The 19,073-nt window shown below is 72.7% G+C and carries 16 protein-coding genes; 9 read left to right on the forward strand and 7 right to left on the reverse strand.

Going from position 1 to position 19,073, the window contains the following annotated elements; translation table 11 throughout:
- The first annotated feature begins 258 nt into the window (after positions 1–258).
- The 6 genes from ElP_RS19325 (at position 259) to ElP_RS19350 (ending at position 9,291) form a co-directional block, all read left to right on the forward strand.
- Positions 259–2,778 carry a sigma-70 family RNA polymerase sigma factor gene (locus tag ElP_RS19325; RefSeq protein WP_145272059.1) on the forward strand — a complete coding sequence of 840 codons (2,520 nt, stop codon included), beginning with the start codon at positions 259–261 and terminating at the stop codon, positions 2,776–2,778.
- A gap of 513 nt (positions 2,779–3,291) precedes the next feature.
- Entirely contained in the window at positions 3,292–4,404 is a 1,113-nt protein-coding gene (locus tag ElP_RS19330; RefSeq protein WP_145272061.1) for a hypothetical protein, read from the forward strand.
- A 442-nt stretch (positions 4,405–4,846) separates the two neighbouring features.
- Positions 4,847–5,611, forward strand: coding sequence for a bifunctional demethylmenaquinone methyltransferase/2-methoxy-6-polyprenyl-1,4-benzoquinol methylase UbiE (ubiE, locus tag ElP_RS19335; RefSeq protein WP_231749184.1), 765 nt, complete (start codon positions 4,847–4,849; stop codon positions 5,609–5,611).
- A 47-nt stretch (positions 5,612–5,658) separates the two neighbouring features.
- On the forward strand, positions 5,659–6,258 hold the full coding sequence (locus tag ElP_RS19340) for a UbiX family flavin prenyltransferase (RefSeq protein ID WP_145278559.1): 600 nt from the start codon (positions 5,659–5,661) through the stop codon (positions 6,256–6,258).
- A gap of 20 nt (positions 6,259–6,278) precedes the next feature.
- The gene (locus tag ElP_RS19345; protein ID WP_145272063.1) at positions 6,279–7,175 is read left to right on the forward strand and encodes a 4-hydroxybenzoate octaprenyltransferase; all 897 of its coding nucleotides are present in this window, start codon (positions 6,279–6,281) and stop codon (positions 7,173–7,175) included.
- Positions 7,176–7,296: 121 nt separating this feature from the next.
- A complete protein-coding gene (locus ElP_RS19350; protein WP_145272066.1) occupies positions 7,297–9,291 on the forward strand; it encodes a prolyl oligopeptidase family serine peptidase in 1,995 nt (664 codons plus the stop codon).
- Between the two features lie 68 nt (positions 9,292–9,359).
- On the opposite strand, the gene mqnE is transcribed toward ElP_RS19350, so the two are convergent.
- The 3 genes from mqnE to ElP_RS19365 all read right to left on the reverse strand — a co-directional run bounded on the left by mqnE (position 9,360) and on the right by ElP_RS19365 (position 12,083).
- Entirely contained in the window at positions 9,360–10,508 is a 1,149-nt protein-coding gene (mqnE, locus tag ElP_RS19355) for an aminofutalosine synthase MqnE (protein WP_145272068.1), read from the reverse strand.
- A 117-nt stretch (positions 10,509–10,625) separates the two neighbouring features.
- The gene (locus ElP_RS19360; RefSeq protein WP_145272070.1) at positions 10,626–11,597 is read right to left on the reverse strand and encodes a DMT family transporter; all 972 of its coding nucleotides are present in this window, start codon (positions 11,595–11,597) and stop codon (positions 10,626–10,628) included.
- A 114-nt stretch (positions 11,598–11,711) separates the two neighbouring features.
- On the reverse strand, positions 11,712–12,083 hold the full coding sequence (locus tag ElP_RS19365) for a hypothetical protein (RefSeq protein WP_145272072.1): 372 nt from the start codon (positions 12,081–12,083) through the stop codon (positions 11,712–11,714).
- A 233-nt stretch (positions 12,084–12,316) separates the two neighbouring features.
- On the opposite strand from ElP_RS19365, the gene ElP_RS19370 reads away from it, so the two are divergent.
- The 3 genes from ElP_RS19370 to ElP_RS19380 all read left to right on the forward strand — a co-directional run bounded on the left by ElP_RS19370 (position 12,317) and on the right by ElP_RS19380 (position 14,549).
- Positions 12,317–13,240: a MotA/TolQ/ExbB proton channel family protein gene (locus tag ElP_RS19370; RefSeq protein ID WP_145272074.1), complete on the forward strand. Its 924-nt coding sequence runs from the start codon at positions 12,317–12,319 to the stop codon at positions 13,238–13,240.
- A gap of 41 nt (positions 13,241–13,281) precedes the next feature.
- Positions 13,282–13,731, forward strand: a complete 450-nt coding sequence (locus ElP_RS19375; RefSeq protein WP_145272076.1) for an ExbD/TolR family protein — start codon at positions 13,282–13,284, stop codon at positions 13,729–13,731.
- A gap of 95 nt (positions 13,732–13,826) precedes the next feature.
- Entirely contained in the window at positions 13,827–14,549 is a 723-nt protein-coding gene (locus ElP_RS19380) for a YqaA family protein (RefSeq protein ID WP_197446177.1), read from the forward strand.
- 226 nt (positions 14,550–14,775) lie between these two features.
- Here ElP_RS19380 and ElP_RS19385 read toward each other — a convergent pair whose 3' ends face one another.
- From ElP_RS19385 to ElP_RS19400, 4 genes are read right to left on the reverse strand one after another with little or no spacing between them, the layout of a single operon-like run.
- A complete protein-coding gene (locus tag ElP_RS19385; protein WP_231749186.1) occupies positions 14,776–15,993 on the reverse strand; it encodes an ABC transporter permease in 1,218 nt (405 codons plus the stop codon).
- On the reverse strand, positions 15,990–16,754 hold the full coding sequence (locus ElP_RS19390) for an ABC transporter ATP-binding protein (protein ID WP_315852640.1): 765 nt from the start codon (positions 16,752–16,754) through the stop codon (positions 15,990–15,992). The genes ElP_RS19385 and ElP_RS19390 overlap by 4 nt, the downstream gene beginning before the upstream one ends.
- Positions 16,751–18,070, reverse strand: coding sequence for an efflux RND transporter periplasmic adaptor subunit (locus ElP_RS19395; RefSeq protein ID WP_197446178.1), 1,320 nt, complete (start codon positions 18,068–18,070; stop codon positions 16,751–16,753). Before ElP_RS19395 ends, ElP_RS19390 begins: the two co-directional genes overlap by 4 nt.
- A gap of 41 nt (positions 18,071–18,111) precedes the next feature.
- On the reverse strand, positions 18,112–18,819 hold the full coding sequence (locus tag ElP_RS19400; RefSeq protein WP_145272079.1) for a hypothetical protein: 708 nt from the start codon (positions 18,817–18,819) through the stop codon (positions 18,112–18,114).
- Between the last annotated feature and the right edge of the window lie 254 nt (positions 18,820–19,073).

Here is a 19,073-nt window from a genome sequence, read left to right on the forward strand (position 1 = left end):
GGGTCCTTCGGGGAGGTCGACCGGTCCTCGACCGGCACTCCCCCCAGAACAGGGTAGCCACCTCTCCCGACTCCGCCAGGGCCCCGCGTCCCGAGACGCCCCGACGGGTCGCCGCCCGCCCCGGGGCCTCGCCGCGACCCCCTCGCCGCCGACCGGCACGGTGCATCGCGTCGGAGAATCCGGGAAAATCGGGAAGGCCGGCGGGTCGGCCGGGCATTTTCCCCCGGACTCGCCGGACAGGGAGGGACGGGAGACGCGATGGGAAGCCGATCGACCGGTGCGACGCTCCGACACCTTCGCTCGATCTTCGAGGGCGGCTCCCTCGCCGGGCTGGCCGACGGGGAGCTGATCGACCGGTTCCTCGACGGCGACCGCCCCCGGGCCGATGCCGCCTTCTCGGCCCTGGTCGATCGGCACGGGCCGATGGTCCACCGGGTCTGCCGGGGGGTGCTGGGCCGGTCGAACGAGGCCGACGCCGACGACGCCTTCCAGGCCGTCTTCCTCGTGCTGGCCCGACGGGCCGGGTCGCTCCGGGGCCGGGACTCGATCGCCCCCTGGCTCTTCGGCGTGGCCCGACGGGTCTCCAGGAAGGCCCGGGTGGCCGCCTCCCGGCGGTCGAGGCACGAGCGGATCGCCGCCGGGCGCCGGACCCCCGCCGTCCCCGACGAGGCCGACCGCCGGGACGATTGGTCGGCCCTCTACGACGAGATCGACCGCCTCCCCCCCGCCTTCCGGGCCCCGGTCGTCCTCTGCGGGCTGGAAGGCCGATCGGCCGCCGAGGCCGCCTCGGCGCTCGGCGTGGCCGAGGGGACGATCCACAGCCGACTCTCCCGGGCCCGGGACCGCCTCCGCCGCCGACTCTCACGCCAGGGGGTGGCCCTCGGCCTCCCCCCCCTGCCCTTCGCCCCCCGGGCCGCCTCGTCCGGCCCCCCCGAAGCGCTGATCGACGCCACCATCCGCCTGGCCTGGGGCCTCGCCGCCGGCCGGGTGGCGACCGGGGAGGTCCCGGCCGCGGTGGCGATCCTGGCCGCGTCCCTGTCACGGAGGACCCTTCTCATGAAAGCAGGACTCTCGATCTCCCTGGTCGCCCTCGCCCTCGGCCCGGCCTCGGCCGGGCTCGGGATCGGCTCGCTCCCCGACGAGCCCCCGCCCCCGACCGCCGGGGAGGCGACCCCCTCGACCGTCGACGTGCCCGACGACGGGGAGCCGCTGCACGTCCTCGTCGTCGAGCAGGACGGCACCCCCGCGCCGGGCGTCCCGGTCCGGGTCGAGAACTTCGTGTTCCGGGGGACATTCGTCACCGACGACGACGGCCGGGCCGTCGTGCCGGGCCGCGCCCGGGGGATGAGCCTGATCGCCGTCCGGGGGGCGAGCCCGCAGGTCGGAGGCAACGAGGCCGGCCCAGGGGATCGTCCCCGGGCCATCGGCTACTGGACGAATCACGGGCGATCGGGGACCGAGGACGATCCCGCCACGATCACCCTGCAACCCCTGACTCGGCCCGTGACCGTTCAGGTCCTCGACGAGTCGGGTCGGCCGGTCGAGGGGGCCCGCGTCTTCGTCGACGAACTGATGGACAGGGGACCATTCGGGATCGGGATCCGACGACTGGAGGGCATTGCCACCCTGGACCGGGACGGTTCGATCGGACTGTTCGGCGAGCTGACGACCGGCCGGGACGGCTCGATCTCCATCCCCCTGCCGGACAAGACCTGGGCGTTCCTGTCCGCCGAGTCGAGGCACCGCTCGGGACTGGCGGTGAACGTCGCCGCGAGGGCCGAGTCGCCCCCCCCGATCATCCTCCGCCCGGCCGGTGGCATCGCCGGCCTCGTGACGGACTCGCACTCGGGCGAACCGGCCGAGGGGATTCAGGTGGTGGCGACCATGCCGAATGCCCCGGTCGACTTCTCCGTCTCCCTCCCGTACGAGGCCCGGACCGGCCCCGACGGCCGCTACCTGATCCCCGGCGCGAGTCCCGGGGTCTATGTCGTCCGGATCCTCCAGGGTCCCGAGGCCGATCGACTCGCCCGGGACGTGGTCGGCGTCCGGGTCGAGGTCGGGCGGGACTCCCTGGCCGACCTCCGGCTCGATCCCTCCCGAAGGCTCTCGGGCGCCGTCTACTCGGTCGACGACGGCCGCCCCCTCCCCGGCGTCGGGATCAACCTCGTCAACGCGGAAGGAGCCGGCCATCACTGGGGAAACCGCTTCGTCGAGTCCGACGCCTACGGCCGATTCTCGATCTCGATGCTGCCCGGCGAGTACCGCCTGCTCCCCTTGACGACTGAATACGCCTTCGTCGCCGACCCCCGACCGATCATCGTCCCGGAGGATCGCGACCCTGCTCCCATCCGACTGGCCTGCTCGCCTCGCCCCGAGCCTCGCTCGGTCGTGCTCCCCGCCAGGCGGGGCCTGCCGAGCGCGGGCGAACTCGGGCAGTTCGCCGTCAACCTCATCGGCCAGCTCGGCCTGGTCTACTGGGGGGAGGGCCAGGGACATCGGGTCGTCCGAGGTCGGGTCGTCGACGAGCAGGGGATGCCGGTCGCCGGGGTCCATATCTGGAACATCCGGGACGAGGATCGGGATGCCAGTGGCATCGTCCGGGCGATTGCCGTGGACGGCAAGTCGGCCACGACGGACCGCGAGGGGGTCTTCGTCCTTGGCAACCAGCATGAGGGGGAGCTGACCCTCGGCCTCTGGAAGTTGCCGAGCGACCTTCGGGAGGAGGTCGTGGGCTCCGGCCGGGACGAGGTCGAGTTCACCCTACCGATCCGGCGCTGATCGAGGCCGATCGCCGCGAGCCCGAGGAGCCCGAAGCCCCATCGGGAGTCGGGCGGCATCCCGGGGTCCTCGATCGAACGACGCGGTCCGACTCGTCCGGGAGCCCCCTCACCCGGGCTCCGCCCGCCCGCTCCCCCGAAGACGGGGGCGAGGGACCGGATCCGACTCCCTCTCCCCGCTCGCGGGGAGAGGGCCGGGGTGAGGGGTCGGTGCGTCGGACACAGGGCCTGGCGCCTCATCCGAGCCCCCTCACCCGGGCTGCGCCCACCCTCACCCCCGAGGACGGGGACGAGGGTCGATGACCCGGCCGATCGTGTGCCGAGTGCCGGGGTCCGCCGGCGCACCCGATCCGGCCCCGGTCCCAGGGCCTCGGCCCCCAATCTCCCCGTCCCGGCGGAATTCCGCAATTAAGCCTGCCGGATTTCTCGATAGTGAAGTCAAGGGGGATCGATTGCTCCCCTGCCGAGCCGACCCGCGCCACTCGATGCCGCACCTCGACCGGGAACGACCCCCATGCCCGCCACCCCGTCCCAGACGATCGCCAACCGGCTGAACGCCCTGAAGTCGACCGGCCCCCGCACCGAGCAGGGCAAGGCCCGATCCTCCCGGAACGCGACCTCGCACGGCCTCTCCCGGCTCGGCGCGACCCCCCCGTCCGCCATGGCCGACGCCATCGCCGACCGCAAGGAGCAATGGCTCGCCTCGTACCGCCCCGAAGGCCCGGCCCAGGACTGGCTGTTCGAGCGCCTCTGCGCCGAGTCCGTCCGCCTCGACTCCTGCGAGCGACGCCTGATCGCCCTCCGGGCCGAACTGGCCGACCGGGCCGCCGAGGCCTGGGACGACGACCGGGCCGCCCTGGTCGCCGAGCAGGCCGACGCCCTTTCCCGACGCCCCGAGGTCGTCCAGCCGAGGCTCTTGCAGACCCGACACGGCGTCCTCTGGCTCATCGGGCGCTGGGACGAGGTGGCCGACTCCCTCCGGCGCTGCGAGGGCTGGAGGCCCGACACCTGGGACCTGGCGATGGACCTACTCGGGGCCTCGAAGGCCGCCCGGGTCGGCTCCGGTCCCTGGGACCTCCACCCCGAGGACGCCGGCCCCGGGCCCGGCCTGGAGCTGGTCCGGAGCGTCGTCGAGGCCCTCCGAGCCCGCCTCGCCTCCCACCTGGACGACCGGGACGCCCGGGCCCGATCCGACGCCGAACTCGGCCTCGGCCTCGGCCTCGACGACGCTCCCCCGATCCGCCTCTTGGAGCGCTACGCCCGGGACGCCCGCCTCCAGATCTCCCGATGCCTCGACGGGCTCCGCCGCCTCCAGGCCGAGGCCGAGGCCGCCCGAGCCCCCGACCAGGCCCGGTCGAATCCCGCCCCCTCCCCATCCCCAACGCCGGTCCCGCCGCCGAGGCCCGTGCGGGCCCCGGCCCCCCGGCCGACCGCCCCGCCAGCTGCCGTCGCCCCCGGGGGGGCCGACGCCTTCCCGGCCGAGGCCCATCCCGAGCCCCCCGCCCCCCGAGCGACCCCGGCCGCCGGGCCGCTCTCCTCGACGCTCCGGGACCGCCTCTCCCCGTCCCCCTCGGGCCCCAACCGCCGGGCCCGACGGGCGGCCCTGGCCGCCTCCCGACGCTCCTGACCCGGCAACCCCCGGCCCCGCCTCCCCGGCGATGCGGTCGCCCCCCTCGACGACCCCTCCGCCCCCGACCGTCTCCGATCCCGAACCCCGACGCCCCGGCCCCGCCCGGTCCCGTCCCCCGTCCGCCCCGACCGGCTTCCGACCCGATCCGCCCTGGCCCGCCCCTCCCCGAAGCGGACCGCTCGACCGGCCGATCGGGTCCGTGGCCCCCGGCATGACGAAACGAACCCGACGCCTCGCACCCCCCGGGAGGGGCCGCGACCGGTCCCACCGCAGGGCGGCCCCGGTCGGGGGGCGGACCCCGACCCTCGCCGCAGCCCCCGGGGAGAGGTCGGGCGTCGTGGACAAGTCGGGCGGCTTGCCTATATCATCCGAGGTGGACGGCCGCCCTGCCCGCCCCCCCGACGCTTCGCCCCTCGAACCAACCAACGGACTGCGAGACGTGGCCACCCAGACCGATCCCGACGTTGCGAAGGCCGGGCCGGAGGTCGACAAGTCCGGGCATCGGGTCCGCTCGATGTTCGCCTCGATCGCCGGCAAGTACGACCTGCTCAACCACCTGCTCAGCCTGAACGTCGACCGGATGTGGCGGGCGTTCACGGTCCGCACGGTCCCCCCCGAGCCCGGCGTGCCGGTGCTCGACTGCTGCACCGGGACGGCCGACCTGGCGCTGGCCTACGACCGGGCGGCCGGGGGGAAGTCCCCGGTGATCGGCTCGGACTTCTGCCGGGAGATGCTGCTCATCGGCAACCAGAAGGCCCGGAAGCTGGGGGCCCAGGACCGGGTGACCCTGATCGAGGGGGACACCCAGCGCCTGCCCTTCCCGACCGGCGAGTTCGGGGTCGTCACGGTCGCCTTCGGCCTCCGCAACGTGAGCGACACGGCGAAGGGGCTGGACGAGATGATCCGGGTCGCCCGGCCGGGGGGCAAGGTGGCGATCCTGGAGTTCTCCCGGCCGAGGGGGCCGGTGCTGGGACGGCTGTACCTGACCTTCTTCACGCACGTCCTCCCCCGGGTGGGCCAGGCGGTGGCGCCGAACCGTTACGACGCCTACCGATACCTGCCCGAGTCGGTGATGCAGTTCCCCGACGGCCAAGAGATGCTCGACCTGATGACGAGCCGGGGGCTGGTGGACGCGGTGCAGCACCCCCTGACCTTCGGGATCGCCACCCTGTACGTGGGCACCAAGCCGGGGACCCCGGGTTGACCGGGTCGGGCCCCGACGGCGACGCCGGCCGGCCGATCGTGCTGGCGATGACCGGCGCGAGCGGGGCGCCGTATGCTCTGAGGCTGCTGCGGGTGCTCTGCGGGTCGGGCCGCACGGTCCACCTGGCGATCAGCCCGAGCGGGGCCCACGTGATGCGGGAGGAGACGGGGGTGGCCCCGTCGCAGTCGGCCTCCCGGTTCGACCCGGCGGTCTTCGGCGACCTGGGGCCCGGCCGGGTCGTCTTCCACCACCACGCCGACTTCACGGCCGGGATCGCCAGCGGGTCGTTCCCGACCGGGGGGATGGTGGTCTGCCCGTGCAGCATGAGCACCCTGGCGTCGATCGCCCACGGCGTGACGACGAACCTGATCACCCGGGCGGCCGACGTCCATTTGAAGGAGCGTCGGAAATTGATCCTGGTCCCCCGGGAGATGCCGCTGAACCTGATCCAGATCGAGAACATGGCCGCCGTGACCCGGGCCGGGGCGGTGGTGATGCCGGCGATGCCGGGCTGGTACCACGGGCCGACGTCGCTGGACGACCTGGTCGACTTCGTGGTGGCGCGGATCTGCGACCAGCTCGGCGTGGGCAACGACCTGATCCGGCGCTGGGGCTACGGCCCGCCCCCGGGCGGCCCCGAGGACTGAGGGCACCTGGACTCCCGACCATGTCGACCGACGCACCGACCTCCTCCGGGCCGATCGAGACGCTCCGGGACATCCTCGGGATGATCCGGTTCAGCCACACGCTGTTCGCCCTGCCGTTCGCCCTGCTGGGGGCGGCGATGGCGGCGCACGACCATCCGACCGGCCCGAAGCATTGGCTCGGCATCCTGCTCTGCATGGTGACGGCGCGGTCGGCGGCCATGGCCTTCAACCGGCTGGTCGACCGGCGGATCGACGCTCGCAATCCGAGGACCGCCACGCGGCACCTGCCGAGCGGGAGGCTCTCGGTCAGGGCAGTGACGCTCTTCACGGCGGGCAGCGCGGGGCTGTTCGTGGCCTCGACGGCCCTGTTCCTGCCGGAGAACCCCTGGCCGATCGCGCTGTCGGCGCCGGTCCTGCTGTGGTTGCTGGGATACTCGTATGCGAAGCGGTTCACGAGCCTGGCGCACTACTGGCTGGGGGCGGCGCTGGCGATGGCGCCGATCGCGGCCTGGATCGCGATCCGGGGGGACCTGGCCTGGCCGCCGGCCTTGCTGGGGCTGGCGGTGCTCTGCTGGGTGGGCGGGTTCGACATCATCTACGCCTGCCAGGACGCCGGGTTCGACCGCGAGAGCGGCCTGCGGAGCATCCCGGCGCGGCTGGGGGTCGGCGGCGCCCTCCGGCTGGCGGCGGCGAGCCACGCGGCGATGGTGCTGGCCCTGATCGGCCTGGGCCTGGCCTACCCGCCGTTCGGCTGGATCTACGGGGCGGGCGTGGCGGCGGTGGCCGTCCTGCTGGCGTATGAGCACGCGATCGTCCGTCCGGACGACCTGGGCCGAGTGAACGTCGCGTTCTTCCAGGTGAACGTCGGCATCAGCCTGGGCCTGCTGGCGGTCGGGCTGATCGACCTGGCGGCCTGAGCCCGGCCGTGGGCGCCGGGCGGTGGGGGGAGGGCGGTCGAGGTGTTAGAATCGCCGGGCGATCGATCGGGCCGGGGGCGTCGGAGCCGTCCGGCCCCCGGATCGGCCCGGAGCCCCGACCATGACCGTGATGACCTCGCGATGGACCCTGGCCCTCGCCCTGCTCGGGGCCCCGGCCGTCGCCCAGGACGACCGACACCCGCCGACCGAGGAGCAGCTCGCGACGATCCGGGAGAGGTCGGCCGAGTTGGCCGACCGGCTGGACCGGCTTGAGGCGTCGCTGATCGCCGATGAGCGGGAGGTGGGGGACGCCTTCGCCGACGTCGCCGTCTTCCTGAAGGCGGCCGAATGGATCGATCGCCACGGCGAGTACTTCGAGGAGGGCTCGGCCGCGTGGACCCTCGACGCCCTCGACCGGGGCCTTGCCCGGGCGGAGCAGGCCATCGGCGGCGATCGGCCCTGGACGACGGCCGGAGGGGGGGTGGTCCGGGGGTACGTCTCGAAGGTCGACGGCTCGGTCCAGCCGTATGCGGTGTACCGGCCGGAGGGGCTGGACCGCGAGGCCCGGGTCCGGCTGGACGTGGTCCTGCACGGCCGGAACGCGCGTTTGAATGAGGTCCGGTTCATCCGAGATCATGAGGGCAAGGCCACGCCCGAGGGGATCGACGAGCGGATCGTCCTGCACGTCTACGGGAGGGGGAACAACGCGTACCGGTGGGCGGGGGAGTCGGACGTGTTCGAGGCGATCGCCGCCGTCCGCCGCACGGAGCGGATCGACCCGGAGCGGATCGTCCTGAGGGGCTTCTCGATGGGGGGGGCCGGGGCCTGGCACCTGGGGCTGCACCACCCGAGCCTCTGGGCGGCCGTCGAGGCCGGGGCGGGGTTCTCGGAGACGATCCATTACGCGAAGCTTGAGGACATCCCCGAATACCAGCGCAAGGCGTTGCACATCTATGATGCGGCCGATTACGCCCTGAATGCGTCCAACGTGCCGATCGTCGGCTACGGCGGCGAGGAGGATCCGCAGCTCCGGGCGTCGGAGAACGTCGTGGAGGCCCTCAGGGTCCTCGGCTTCGAGACGACGACAGAGGGGCTCCAGACCAGGGCCGAGGGCCTGGAGTTCCTCCGGGTCGTCGGCGCAGGGATGGGGCACCGCGTCGACGAGGCGAGCCGGGCGGTGATCGACGCCTTCGTGGATGAGCACGCCGAGCGGGGGGTCGCCTTCGACCGCCCCCGGGTCCGGTTCGTCACCTACACGGCGAAGTACCACCGGGCGGCCTGGATCCAGGTGGAGGAGCTGATCGAGCACTACGCCAGGGCTACGGTCGAGGCCGAGGTCGACCCGGAATCGAGGGGCGTGGTCGAGGTCGCCACCGAGAACGTGGCCGTGCTCGCGGTGGAGCGTCAGGTGGCCGATCGGGCGAGGATCGACGGCGTCGAGCTGCCGCTGGCCGACGCGGCCGGGAGCCTGCTGCCGTCGGTCTACTACCGACGCCGGGGCGATTCCTGGTTCGCGCTCGACTACGACGAATCCCGGGAGATCCAGCTCAACGCGACCGCCCGCAAGCGACCGGGCATCCAGGGCCCGATCGATGACGCCTTCACCGGGTCGTTCCTCTGCGTCCGGGGAACCGGCCCGGCCTGGAACCCCCGCGTCCAGCGGTGGGCCGAGGAGCGGCTCGACTGCTTCGCCTCGGAATGGGACGAATGGATGCGCGGGGATTTGCCGATCAAGGACGACGCGGACGTGACGGCCGAGGACCTCCGGCGGTCCCACCTCGTCCTGTTCGGAGACCCGGGGTCGAACCGGCTGATCGGGCAGCTGCTCCCCGAGCTTCCCCTGGCCTGGACCCGGGATCGCGTCGGGTTCCTCGACCCCTTCGAGGCGGCCGACCACGCCCCGGCGATGATCGCGCCGAACCCCCTGAATTCGGGGCGGTACGTCGTCGTCAACAGCGGCCACACCTTCGGGGCCGACGCGTTCCGGGGCACGAACGCGTTGCTGTATCCCCGGCTGGGGGATTACGCCGTCTTCCGGGTCGATGACGACGGCGGGGAGGTCGTCAGCTCGGGGTACTTCGACGAGTCATGGCGGCTGGAAGTGGAGGGAGACTGACGAGGCGAGGACGGCCGATGCCCGGTCGGCGGTGGGGCATCGGCCATCCGGGTTCGATCGGGGGAGGCTCAGCGGACCACGCCGGCGAGGGCGGGCACGTCGATGTGCTCCCCGGGCCACCAGCGGGCGCCTTCGCGTTCGATGCGGTTGTAGAGGGTGTCACGCTCGACGGGGATCCGGCCGGCCTCCTCGATGAGGCGGCGGATCTCGGCGATGTTCATCTCCTGGGGGGTCTCGGCGCCGGCCTCGTGGTAGATCGTCTCGTAGACGACCGTGCCGTCGAGGTCGTCGGCGCCGAAGGCCAGGGCGACTTGCGCCGTCTTGATGCCGAGCATGATCCAGTACGCCTTGATGTGGGGGAAGTTGTCCAGCATCAGGCGGCTGATGGCCATCGTCTTCAGGTCCATCACGCCGGAGGGCTTGGGGATGTCGTCCATCCGGGAGTTGTCCGGGTGGAAGGCCAGCGGGATGAACGTCTGGAAGCCGCCGGTCTGGTCCTGCAGCTCCCGGAGGCGGATCATGTGGTCGATCCGGTGCTCGGGCCGCTCGATGTGGCCGTAGAGCATCGTGGCGTTGGAGTGCAGCCCCAGCTCGTGGGCGGTCCGGTGGACCTCCAGCCAGGTCTCGGTCGAGGCCTTCGCGCCGCAGATCTCGTCCCGGACCTCGGGGTGGAAGATCTCGGCACCGCCGCCGGGGAGGCTGCCGAGGCCGGCGTCGAGCAGTCGGCCGAGGATGTCCTTCAGCGGGGCCCGCTCGATCTTGCGGAACCACTCGTACTCGACGGCCGTGTACGCCTTGACGTGGATCTCGGGGGCCGCCTCCTTCACCCAGCGGACGACGTCGACGTAGTACTGGAAGGGCAGCTTGTTGTGCAGGCCCCCGACGATGTGCAGCTCGGTCGCCCCCCGGGCGTGGGCCTCCTCGGCCCGGCCCTTCACCTGGGCCTCGTCCATCGTGTAGGCGCGGTCCTCGCCCAGGTCGGCCCGGAAGGCGCAGAAGTCGCACTTGTAGACGCAGACGTTGGTCGGATTGATGTGGGTGTTGACGTTGTAATACGCGTAGTTGCCGTTGTAGCGCTCGCGGACGAGGTTGGCCAGCTCGCCGATCGTGAACAGGTCGTTCGACGCGTAGAGGGCCAGGCCGTCGTCGAAGCTCAGCCGATGGCCGGCCTCGACCTTCTCCCGGATCTCTTGCAGCCGATGCGGGTCGGTCGCCATGCGATGGGGTCCAGGTTGGAGGAGGGTCGTCGGGGTGGGGCCGTTTCGTCGGAAATTTTAGTCGGAATTGAACGATCCATCAAGGAGGGCTTCGCGAGCCGAGGTGGGGAGGCGGGATCAGTCGTCCTGTTCAGCCATCCGGCACCGGGCGTCGTCCCAGCCGATGAGCAGGACGCCGCCGAGGACGATCGTCAGGCCGACCGGGTGGGCCCAGCGGAAGGGCTCGCCGAGGATGACGTAGGAGAGCACGAGGGCCGAGGCCGGGATCAGGCCCTGGAAGCCGGCGGCGGTGGAGGCCGCGACCCGGGAGAGGCCGTTGAACCAGCAGAGGGCGCCGATCGGCAGCGCCAGGCCGACCCAGGCCAGGGCCGCCCATCCGGCGGGGCCGGGGGAGATCGACTCCGAGGAGGAAAGCCCCGCGACGATCGCCGCCGGGGTCGCCAGGCCGACGGCGACGATCGCCGCCAGCCCCAGCGCGGCCCCGGGTTTCACCTGCATGGAGACCGACTTGGCCGCCACCGTATTCAAGGCCCCGCAGCCGACGGCCAGCACGAGCAGGCCCGTCCCCAGCACGGGCATGCGGCCCCCGCCTCCCTCGGTGCCTCCGCCGAGCTGGATGGCGAGGATGCCGAGGATGGCCAGGCCGATTGCCCCCAGGCGACGCCACCCCAGGGCCTCGCCGAGCACGGCGCAGGAGGCGATGGCCGTGGCCGCCGGGCTGGAGCTGCGGACCACGCTGCCGACCACGCCGGAGGTCAGTTTCAGCCCGAAGAAGAGCAGGACGCCGAAGCCGTAGAGCCCCAGCGCCGCGACGGTGAGGATCTTCACCCAGCCGGCCCGGTCGAGCCCGAGCAGCGCCCGGCGCTCCCGGATCACCAGGGGGGCCAGGATTAGGGCCGCGGGGACCTCCCGGAGGCAGGAGGCGACGAGGACCGGGAAGGCGTCGGCCACCAGCTTGCCCGCCGGGACGACGCTGCCGAAGCAGATCGCCCCGAGGGCGAGCATGAGGTAGCGTCGGAGGCCGGTGAGCCGTTCCGAGAGCTGATGGGCGGATTCGACGGGCAGGGGGTGGGTGAGTTCGAAGGGCATGGCTCGCGATCGGGGGTTCGGTTCCAGGCCGAGGACCCGGGGGCGAGTCGGGTCCTCGGGATGTCACCGGCGGGGTGCGAACGCCATGCCGGGCGGGATCGTTCCCGATCGGGATCAGAACGGCGTGCGGGCCCGGATCGGGGGCCGGGAAGGGGGCGAGGGCCGGGGGTCGCCCCGGTCCTCCCGCTCGATCAGGCCGCAGGCGACCAGGGCCCGGACGTGCTTGCAGCCGAGCGGGTCGAGGCCCTCGCGGCGGTAGATGAAGTCGGGGCAGTCGCAGCAGGCGCCGTGGTGGGTCTGGGCGATGTCGTATCGGGTGCCGTCGGGCTTGGTCAGCTCGAAGGCACGGCGGGCGACGTAGGGATCGCTCAACACCGGCCGGACGCCGTACGGGAACCCGTCGATCGTCAGGTAGAGCTGGAACTTGCGCCCCTTCGCCGGGGGGGGGGCGTCGGCGGGTCGGGCCGGCAGGGTCGAGGTCGCCATCGGTGGGGATCCTCCCGGGGGGTCGGACGGCTCCGGTCGAGTCGCTCGCGTCTTCGTGCAGTATACGTCTGTATTGTATACGTCGTGACGGGGGGTTCAAGTTCGCCGGGGGCCGGGATTTCCGCCCGAATTGACAGGGGGAGGGGGGCCGTTAGAATCGTGGCCTGGATTGACCGACCAGGAGGGGAGGCCCGAGGGAGCGATCGGGCTGGCAGCGACCGGGAGGGTGCCCGATGGCTCGATTCGGAGCGGACGCGCCGGGGCACCGGCCCGCCCTGGTGCTCGCCCTTTGGGGGGGGCTGGCCCTGCCGGCGATCGGCCAGGAGGGGCCGCCGGCGGTCCCGGCGGCCGAGGCCGCGGCCGATCCGCCGGTCGGGGCAGAGGCCGAGACAGAATTCGAGGCGCAACCCGACGCGGGAGAAGAAGATCCGGCCATCGCCGTCGGCACCGAGGGGGTGACGGCGCTGATCCGGGACGCCAACCCGATGCTGATCCCGCTGGTGCTCTGCTCGGTGGCGACCCTGGGGTTCGCCTTCGAGCGGCTGTTCGCCACCAGGCGGGGGCGGGTGATCCCGAAGGAGTTCGTCGAGCGGTTCCTGGACCGGCTCTCGACGGGGAAGCTGGACCGGGACCGGGCGGCCGAGCTGTGCCGGGCGCATGAGAGCCCGATGGCCCGGATCTTCGGCCACGCGATCCGGTACTGGGGGCAGCCGGCCACGGCGATCCGCCAGGCGGTGGACGCGGACTCGGCCTCGGAGGTCGCCGACCTGAAGCGGAACGTCCGGGTCCTCAACGGCACGACGACGCTGGCCCCCCTGCTGGGGCTGCTGGGGACGGTGGTCGGCCTGATCGAGGCGTTCGACGCCCTCGGGGCCCCGACGGCGCAGGGGGCGGAGAAGGGGCAGGCGCTGGCGCACGGGATCAGCCTGGCGCTGGTGGCCACGGCCTTCGGCCTGGCGATCGCGATCGTCTCGGTGGTGGCCTATTACTTCCTGCTCAACCGGATCGACGGCCTGGTCCGGGAGATGGACGAGCAGGTGCGCCGGGTGATCGAGCTGGTCTCGGCCGAGAGCTGGGCCGGGGCCGATCGCCGGGCGATCCCCCCCCCCGGCGCCACCGCCGCCGAGCGGGCGAGGCCGGAATCCCGGGTCCTCTGACCGACCGAATCGGGTCCCCTCCCCCGGAACCGAGGCCGACGATGCTGGGAGAAGGCAAGCAGGACGAGGAGATGCCGTCCGTCACCATGACCCCCATGGTGGACGTCATGCTCTGCCTGTTGATCTTCTTCATGGTGGCCTCCCGGCTGTACGATTGGGACGAGCAGCAGTTCAACGTCCGGGTGCCGGAGGTGGGGGATGCGTCGCCGCTGACCTCCCGGCCGGAGGACCTGACCCTGACGGTCGTCGAGCCGGGGTTGGTGGCCGTCGGCGGGGAGCAGTACGACCTGGAGGCGCTCCGGGGCGTCCTCGAATCGGCCCGGGAGGCGTACGAGGACCAGGGGGTCCGGATCCGGGGGGACGCCTCCTTGAGCTTCCAGGACCTGGCCGACGTGCTCTCGGCCTGCGACTCGGCCGGGATCCGGCACGTCTCGCTCCTCGTGAGGCCGCGGGACGAGCCCGACGCCGGGGCCGTCGGCGGGGCCGAGTGACCCGACCCGGTCGACCCCCTCCCACTCTCCTCGTCCGACGTCAACCCGATCCCCGCCCCGAACGACCTCGCCCTTCCCAGGAGTCCCCGCCGCCCATGGCCTCTCACGACCTTCCCGCCGAGATCGCCGCCGAGATCCACCAGCCGGTCCCGAAGTGGGCCCTGCACCGGAGGATGTACAACTGGGTGCTCCACTGGGCCGAGACCCCCTACGCCCTGCCGGCGCTGGTGGTCATGTCGTTCGTGGAGAGCAGCGTCTTCCCGATCCCCCCCGACGTGCTGCTGATCCCCCTGGTCCTGATGGCGACCACCCGCTGGTGGCGCCTGGCGGCCTGGTGCACGGTGGCCTCGGTGCTGGGGGGGCTCTTCGGCTATCTGATCGGCTTCGCGGCCTGGGAGACGGTGGGGGTCTGGATCGTCCAGAACCTGGCGCACGTCGAACTGGTCGACGTGGCCGGGCAGAAGGACATCGCCCTGCCGCCCTACATGATCAAGTCGATCGGCGTCGATCGCCTGGGGGGTGAGTACCTGTTCCAGGTGTACGACCACTGGAACGCCTGGATCGTCTTCATCTTCGGCCTGACCCCCCTGCCCTACAAGCTGGTGACGATCACGGCCGGGGTGGCGCAGGTGGACCTGGCGATCTTCACGATCGCCTCGGTCGCCTCCCGGGGGCTCCGGTTCTTCGTGGTCGCCTGGATCATCAAGACCTGGGGCCCGCCGGCCCGGGTCTTCGTGGAGAAGTACTTCAACCTGCTGGCGGTCGCCTTCGTCCTGCTCCTGGTCGGCGGATTCGCGGTCTTGAAGTTCGTGCTCTGAGCCGGCGGGATGATGACCCCGGGCCTCCTCATCCGGGCGACGCCCACCCTCTCCCCCGCCGACGGGGGCGAGGGTCGGATTCTTTGGTGAGGGGGCACGGCGCTCGAATTTGAGCGCCTTGCCCCCTCACCCGGCCTCCGGCCACCCGCTCCGCCCGAGGCCGGGAACGAGGGTCGGGAACTGGCCCGATCCCGATCCCGATCGCGTGCCCGTCCTCCGGATTCGGTCATTCGTGCCGCAGGGCGTCGATCGGGTTGAGCAGCGCGGCCTTGAGCGCCGGGAGGATGCCGAAGACGACTCCCGTCCCGGCCGAGATGCCGAAGCCGATGATGACGGCCCAGAGCGGCACGGCCACGTCGACCATCTGCGGGTGCAGGCTGACGATCGCCGTGAGGCCGTAGCCGAGCCCGACGCCGAGGCCGCCGCCGAGCAGGCTGAGGACGACGGCCTCGGTGAGGAACTGGAGCATGATGTCCCGCCTCCGGGCGCCGACCGCCTTGCGGAGGCCGATCTCCCGGGTCCGCTCGGTGACGCTGACGAGCATCACGTTCATGATGCCGATGCCGCCGACCAGCAGCGAGATGCCGACGATCCCGGCCAGGACGGCGGTGGCCACGATGCTGATGCTGTTGAAGGCGGTGAGGATCTCGTCCTGGGTGCGGATCTGGAAGTCGTTGGGCTGGTAGGCGTCGAGCCGGTGGCGGCGCCTGAGGATGCTGACGACCTGGGCCTTGGCCTCGGGCACCTGGGTCTCGTCCAGGGCCCGGGCGGCCAGGGCGATGTTGGTCCGGGAGGCGGGGTACATCGTCAACGCCATCGTGTAGGGGATGAGCACGAGGTCGTCCTGGCTGTTGCCCAGCACGCTCCCCTTCTCGGCGAGGATGCCGACGACCCGGAAGCGGCGGCCGTCGACCAGCAGGGTCCGGCCGACGAGGTCGTCCCCCTGCTCCAGCTTGCGCAACACCTCCCGCCCCAGGACGCAGACCGGGTGCCGGCGCTCGATGTCGAGGAAGGTGAAGGCGCGGCCGACCTCGACGGGCATGTTGCGGATGGCGTGGTACTCGGCCGAGACGCCTTCGAGCTGGGTGGTGACCTCGGTCCGGCCGATCGCGACGGTGGCCGTCGGCTGGGGGATGAGCGGCGAGATCGACTCCAGGGTGGAGCACTCGGCGCGGAGGGCCTCCACGTCCCGGAGGTCGAGCGTGACCCGGCCGAGCCGCTTGCCGGCCTCGCCGCCGGGGCGCTCGGGCCAGATCCACATGGCGTTGGTGCCCAGGCCCTGGAGGAACTCCGAGACGTACCCGGTGAACCCCTGGACGACGCTGACCACGGTGATCGTCGAGGTGACGGCGATGATGATGCCGAGCACCGTCAGGACCGACCGCATCTTGTTGGCCCAGAGCTGTTCCAGGGCGCTCCGGACGTTGGCCAGGACCATCATCATGCGATCGCCCCCCGATCCGAGGGATGAGGGGCCCGTTCGCCCGGCCCGTCGGACTCGACCCGGCCGTCCCGGAGGCGGACGACCCGCCGACATCGGGCGGCGACGTCGGGCTCGTGGGTGACGAGAACGATGGTCTGGCCCTGCTCGTGGAGGGCGTCGAAGAGGTCGAGGATCTCCTCGCTGGTGCGGGTGTCGAGGTTGCCGGTCGGCTCGTCGGCCAGGATGAGGGCGGGTCGCTGCACCAGGGCCCGGGCGACGGCCACCCGCTGGCGCTGGCCGCCGGACATCTGATTGGGCCGATGCCCCATGCGGTCGGCCAGGCCGACCTGGCGGAGGGCCTCGACGGCCCGGTCCCGGCGGTCCCGGGCGCCGGAGTAGACCAGCGGCAGCTCGACGTTCTGCAACGCCGTCTGCCGGGGGAGCAGCTCGAAGGTCTGGAAGACGAAGCCGATCCGGCGGCCCCGCTCCCGGGCCTGCTCCGACTGCGAGAGTCGGGCCACGTCGCGGCCGGCGAGCCAGTACTGCCCGGCGGTCGGCACGTCGAGCAGCCCAATAATATTCATCAGGGTCGACTTGCCCGATCCCGAGGGGCCCATGATCGCCACGAACTCGTTGCGGTCGATCCGCAGGTCGACGCCGTCGAGGGCCCGGACCTGCTCCAGGCCCATCGGGTAGACCTTGGTGATTCCGGTCAGGAGGATGACCGGGGACGACTCGTCGGCCCCGGCCGGGTCGTCGAGCGGGGTCGGGTCGGCGGTCACGGCGAGCCCCCCGTCCCGGCTTCGCCCTCGGCCTCGGCCTTCGCTTCGGTGATCGGGTCGCCGTCCTTCAGCTCGTCGAGGGTGCGGAAGGGGCCGACGATGACGAGGTCGTCCTCGGTGAGGCCCTCGCGGATCTCGACCCGGCGCTCGTCGCTCAGGCCGACGTCGACGGGGCGGGCCCGGGCCTTGCCGGAGTCGGCGACGAAGGCGGTGGTGACGTACCGGGAGCCCATCTCGCCGACCGCCTCGCCGGGGGCGGGGGGATGGCGGTCGAGCCAGGCCCGGAGGGCGGGGGAGTCGGGCAGGTCCTTGCGGCGGCGCTGGACGACCGCCTGGATGGGGACGCTGAGGGCGTCGTCGGTGCGTCGGACCTCGATCTCGACGGTGGCGGTCATGCCGGGCTTCAGGGGGGAGTCGGCGCCGCCCCGGTCCCGGATGATCGTCTCGAAGGTGACGACCGCCGCGACGGCCTCCGCGTCGGCCTTGCCCCGCGGGGCGACGCGCCCGACCTCGCCGGGCAGCGCGGTCAGCAGGTCGGCCTGCAGGTAGATGCGGGCGGGTTGGCCGGCCCGGACGAGGGGGACGTCGGTCTCGTCCACGTCGGCTCGGACCTGCATGAGCGTGGGGTCGAGGATGGTCATGAGCAGGGCGCCGGGCAGGTTCGTGGTGCCGGCGATGGCGACCTCGCCGACCTCGACCTCGCAGTCGGCCACGACGCCGTCGATGGGGGCCCGGATCTCGGTGTATTGCAGCTCCTGGAGGTTCATCCGGCGCATCGCCTCGCTCTCGAGCAGCTCGTTGCGGACGCCCCCGAGCACGGCCCGGGCCTTGGCCAGGGTGCTCTGGGAGTCGAGCAGCTCGGTATTCGTGGCGACGTTGCGGCGGGAGAGCTGTTCGGTCCGGGAGAAGTCCCGGGTGGCCTTGTCGACGTCCTCCTCGGCGTCGAGGATCAGGGCGCGGAGGCGGTCGATCCTCGCCTCGGCCGAGTCGAGCCGGGCCTGGGCCTCGGTGGGGTCGAGCTGGATGAGCAGGTCCCCTTCCGCGACCCGGTCGCCGTCCTCGACGTGGACCGCCACGACCCGGCCGACGATCTGGGGGGCGATCTCGGCCTCCTCGACCGGCTCGACGGTGCCGGCGGCGGTGATCGTCTCGATGATCTCGGCGTGCTCGGGGGAGGCCAGCTCCACCTCGCGTGGGGGGGTCGGGATCAGCTGCCAGTCCAGCTCGTAGCCGCCGCCCTCCCGGCCGAGGTTCGCGGCGGCGAGCCCGGCGACCAGGACGGCCAGGCCGAGCATCGAGAGCAAGGTTCGTCGCATCGCGGTCCCGTTCCCTTCGGTCAGTCCCGACCAGTCCCGGCTCAACCGGGCAGCAGCGTCGCCCGCATGGCGGCGCCGAAGGCGGAGGCGACGCCGATGCGGATCGACGACTCGGCCGCCCAGAGCACCAGGCAGATCGAGGCGGCGGCCCCCCAGCCGACCAGGCCGAGCCGCCATCCCGCCCGCCCGACGGCGATCCACCCCAGGATCACGAACGGGTCGACCTGCCGCAAGGCGACCCACGCCGCCGCCGGGTACGCCCCGGGGGGCAGCAGCAAGGCGGCCGAGGTCTCGACCTCGGCCCGGCCGGTCGCCGCCATCAGGCCGACGCGGGCCCCGAGGCCGACCACCCAGAGCCACTGGGCCGAGGCCGCCGCGCCGAGCACCTCCTCGAACCGGACCGGCCGACCCCGCAGCGCCGCGACGGCGGCGAAGCCCGAGGCGGCGAGCACCGCCCTCAGGGCCGGGGCGATCGGCTCGACGACGAAGTCGCCGACCGCGGACAGCACCGCCCAGAAGCGGAGGGTGGCCCGCTGGTCGTCGATCGCCCGGCGCGTGTCCGCCTCGGCGACCTCGCCGACGGATCGGGCCTCGACCCGGGCCGCGCCCCGCTCGACCGCCTCGGCCAGCCCCCGCCCCCGCACCCCCGACCCCCAGGCCAACGCCTGGAGCAGGACGACCGCCCCCATGACGGCGAGGAGCCTCGGGGAGGCGGGTCGGGGCATCCGGTCTTGCGGGGACTCGTCCATGGATTCGATCCGCGTGGCCCTGACGGGTCGCCCGCGGGGCGATCCCGTCCGTTCTCCGGTCGCGCCGGGATCTTCGCCCGGGGGGCGGGAATCTTGGGAGGGTGGGGGGGAGATCCCGGGGAGGCCCCCGACCGAGTACCCCGCCATCGGGCCCCGGGTTTCGCCCCCCCTCACCCCGCGCCGTTCCCCGAGGGCGGGGGGCGGGGGCCGCGTCGCCGGAGGCCCGACCGACGCGCCCCGCCCCCCCCGGGCCG

Origin of the sequence: Tautonia plasticadhaerens (assembly GCF_007752535.1) — a bacterium.
In the GTDB taxonomy this organism is placed as follows: Bacteria; Planctomycetota; Planctomycetia; order Isosphaerales; family Isosphaeraceae; genus Tautonia; species Tautonia plasticadhaerens.

Coding starts and splice junctions, on each gene's coding strand:
- ElP_RS19370 (WP_145272074.1), top strand. CDS start 12,317: ATGGCTCGATTCGGAGCGGACGCGCCGGGGCACCGGCCCGCCCTGGTG.
- ElP_RS19360 (WP_145272070.1), bottom strand. CDS start 11,597: ATGCCCTTCGAACTCACCCACCCCCTGCCCGTCGAATCCGCCCATCAG.
- mqnE (WP_145272068.1), bottom strand. CDS start 10,508: ATGGCGACCGACCCGCATCGGCTGCAAGAGATCCGGGAGAAGGTCGAG.
- ElP_RS19375 (WP_145272076.1), top strand. CDS start 13,282: ATGCTGGGAGAAGGCAAGCAGGACGAGGAGATGCCGTCCGTCACCATG.
- ElP_RS19380 (WP_197446177.1), top strand. CDS start 13,827: ATGGCCTCTCACGACCTTCCCGCCGAGATCGCCGCCGAGATCCACCAG.
- ElP_RS19340 (WP_145278559.1), top strand. CDS start 5,659: ATGACCGGCGCGAGCGGGGCGCCGTATGCTCTGAGGCTGCTGCGGGTG.
- ElP_RS19345 (WP_145272063.1), top strand. CDS start 6,279: ATGTCGACCGACGCACCGACCTCCTCCGGGCCGATCGAGACGCTCCGG.
- ElP_RS19365 (WP_145272072.1), bottom strand. CDS start 12,083: ATGGCGACCTCGACCCTGCCGGCCCGACCCGCCGACGCCCCCCCCCCG.
- ElP_RS19350 (WP_145272066.1), top strand. CDS start 7,297: ATGACCGTGATGACCTCGCGATGGACCCTGGCCCTCGCCCTGCTCGGG.
- ElP_RS19395 (WP_197446178.1), bottom strand. CDS start 18,070: ATGCGACGAACCTTGCTCTCGATGCTCGGCCTGGCCGTCCTGGTCGCC.
- ElP_RS19330 (WP_145272061.1), top strand. CDS start 3,292: ATGCCCGCCACCCCGTCCCAGACGATCGCCAACCGGCTGAACGCCCTG.
- ElP_RS19400 (WP_145272079.1), bottom strand. CDS start 18,819: ATGGACGAGTCCCCGCAAGACCGGATGCCCCGACCCGCCTCCCCGAGG.
- ElP_RS19325 (WP_145272059.1), top strand. CDS start 259: ATGGGAAGCCGATCGACCGGTGCGACGCTCCGACACCTTCGCTCGATC.
- ElP_RS19385 (WP_231749186.1), bottom strand. CDS start 15,993: ATGATGATGGTCCTGGCCAACGTCCGGAGCGCCCTGGAACAGCTCTGG.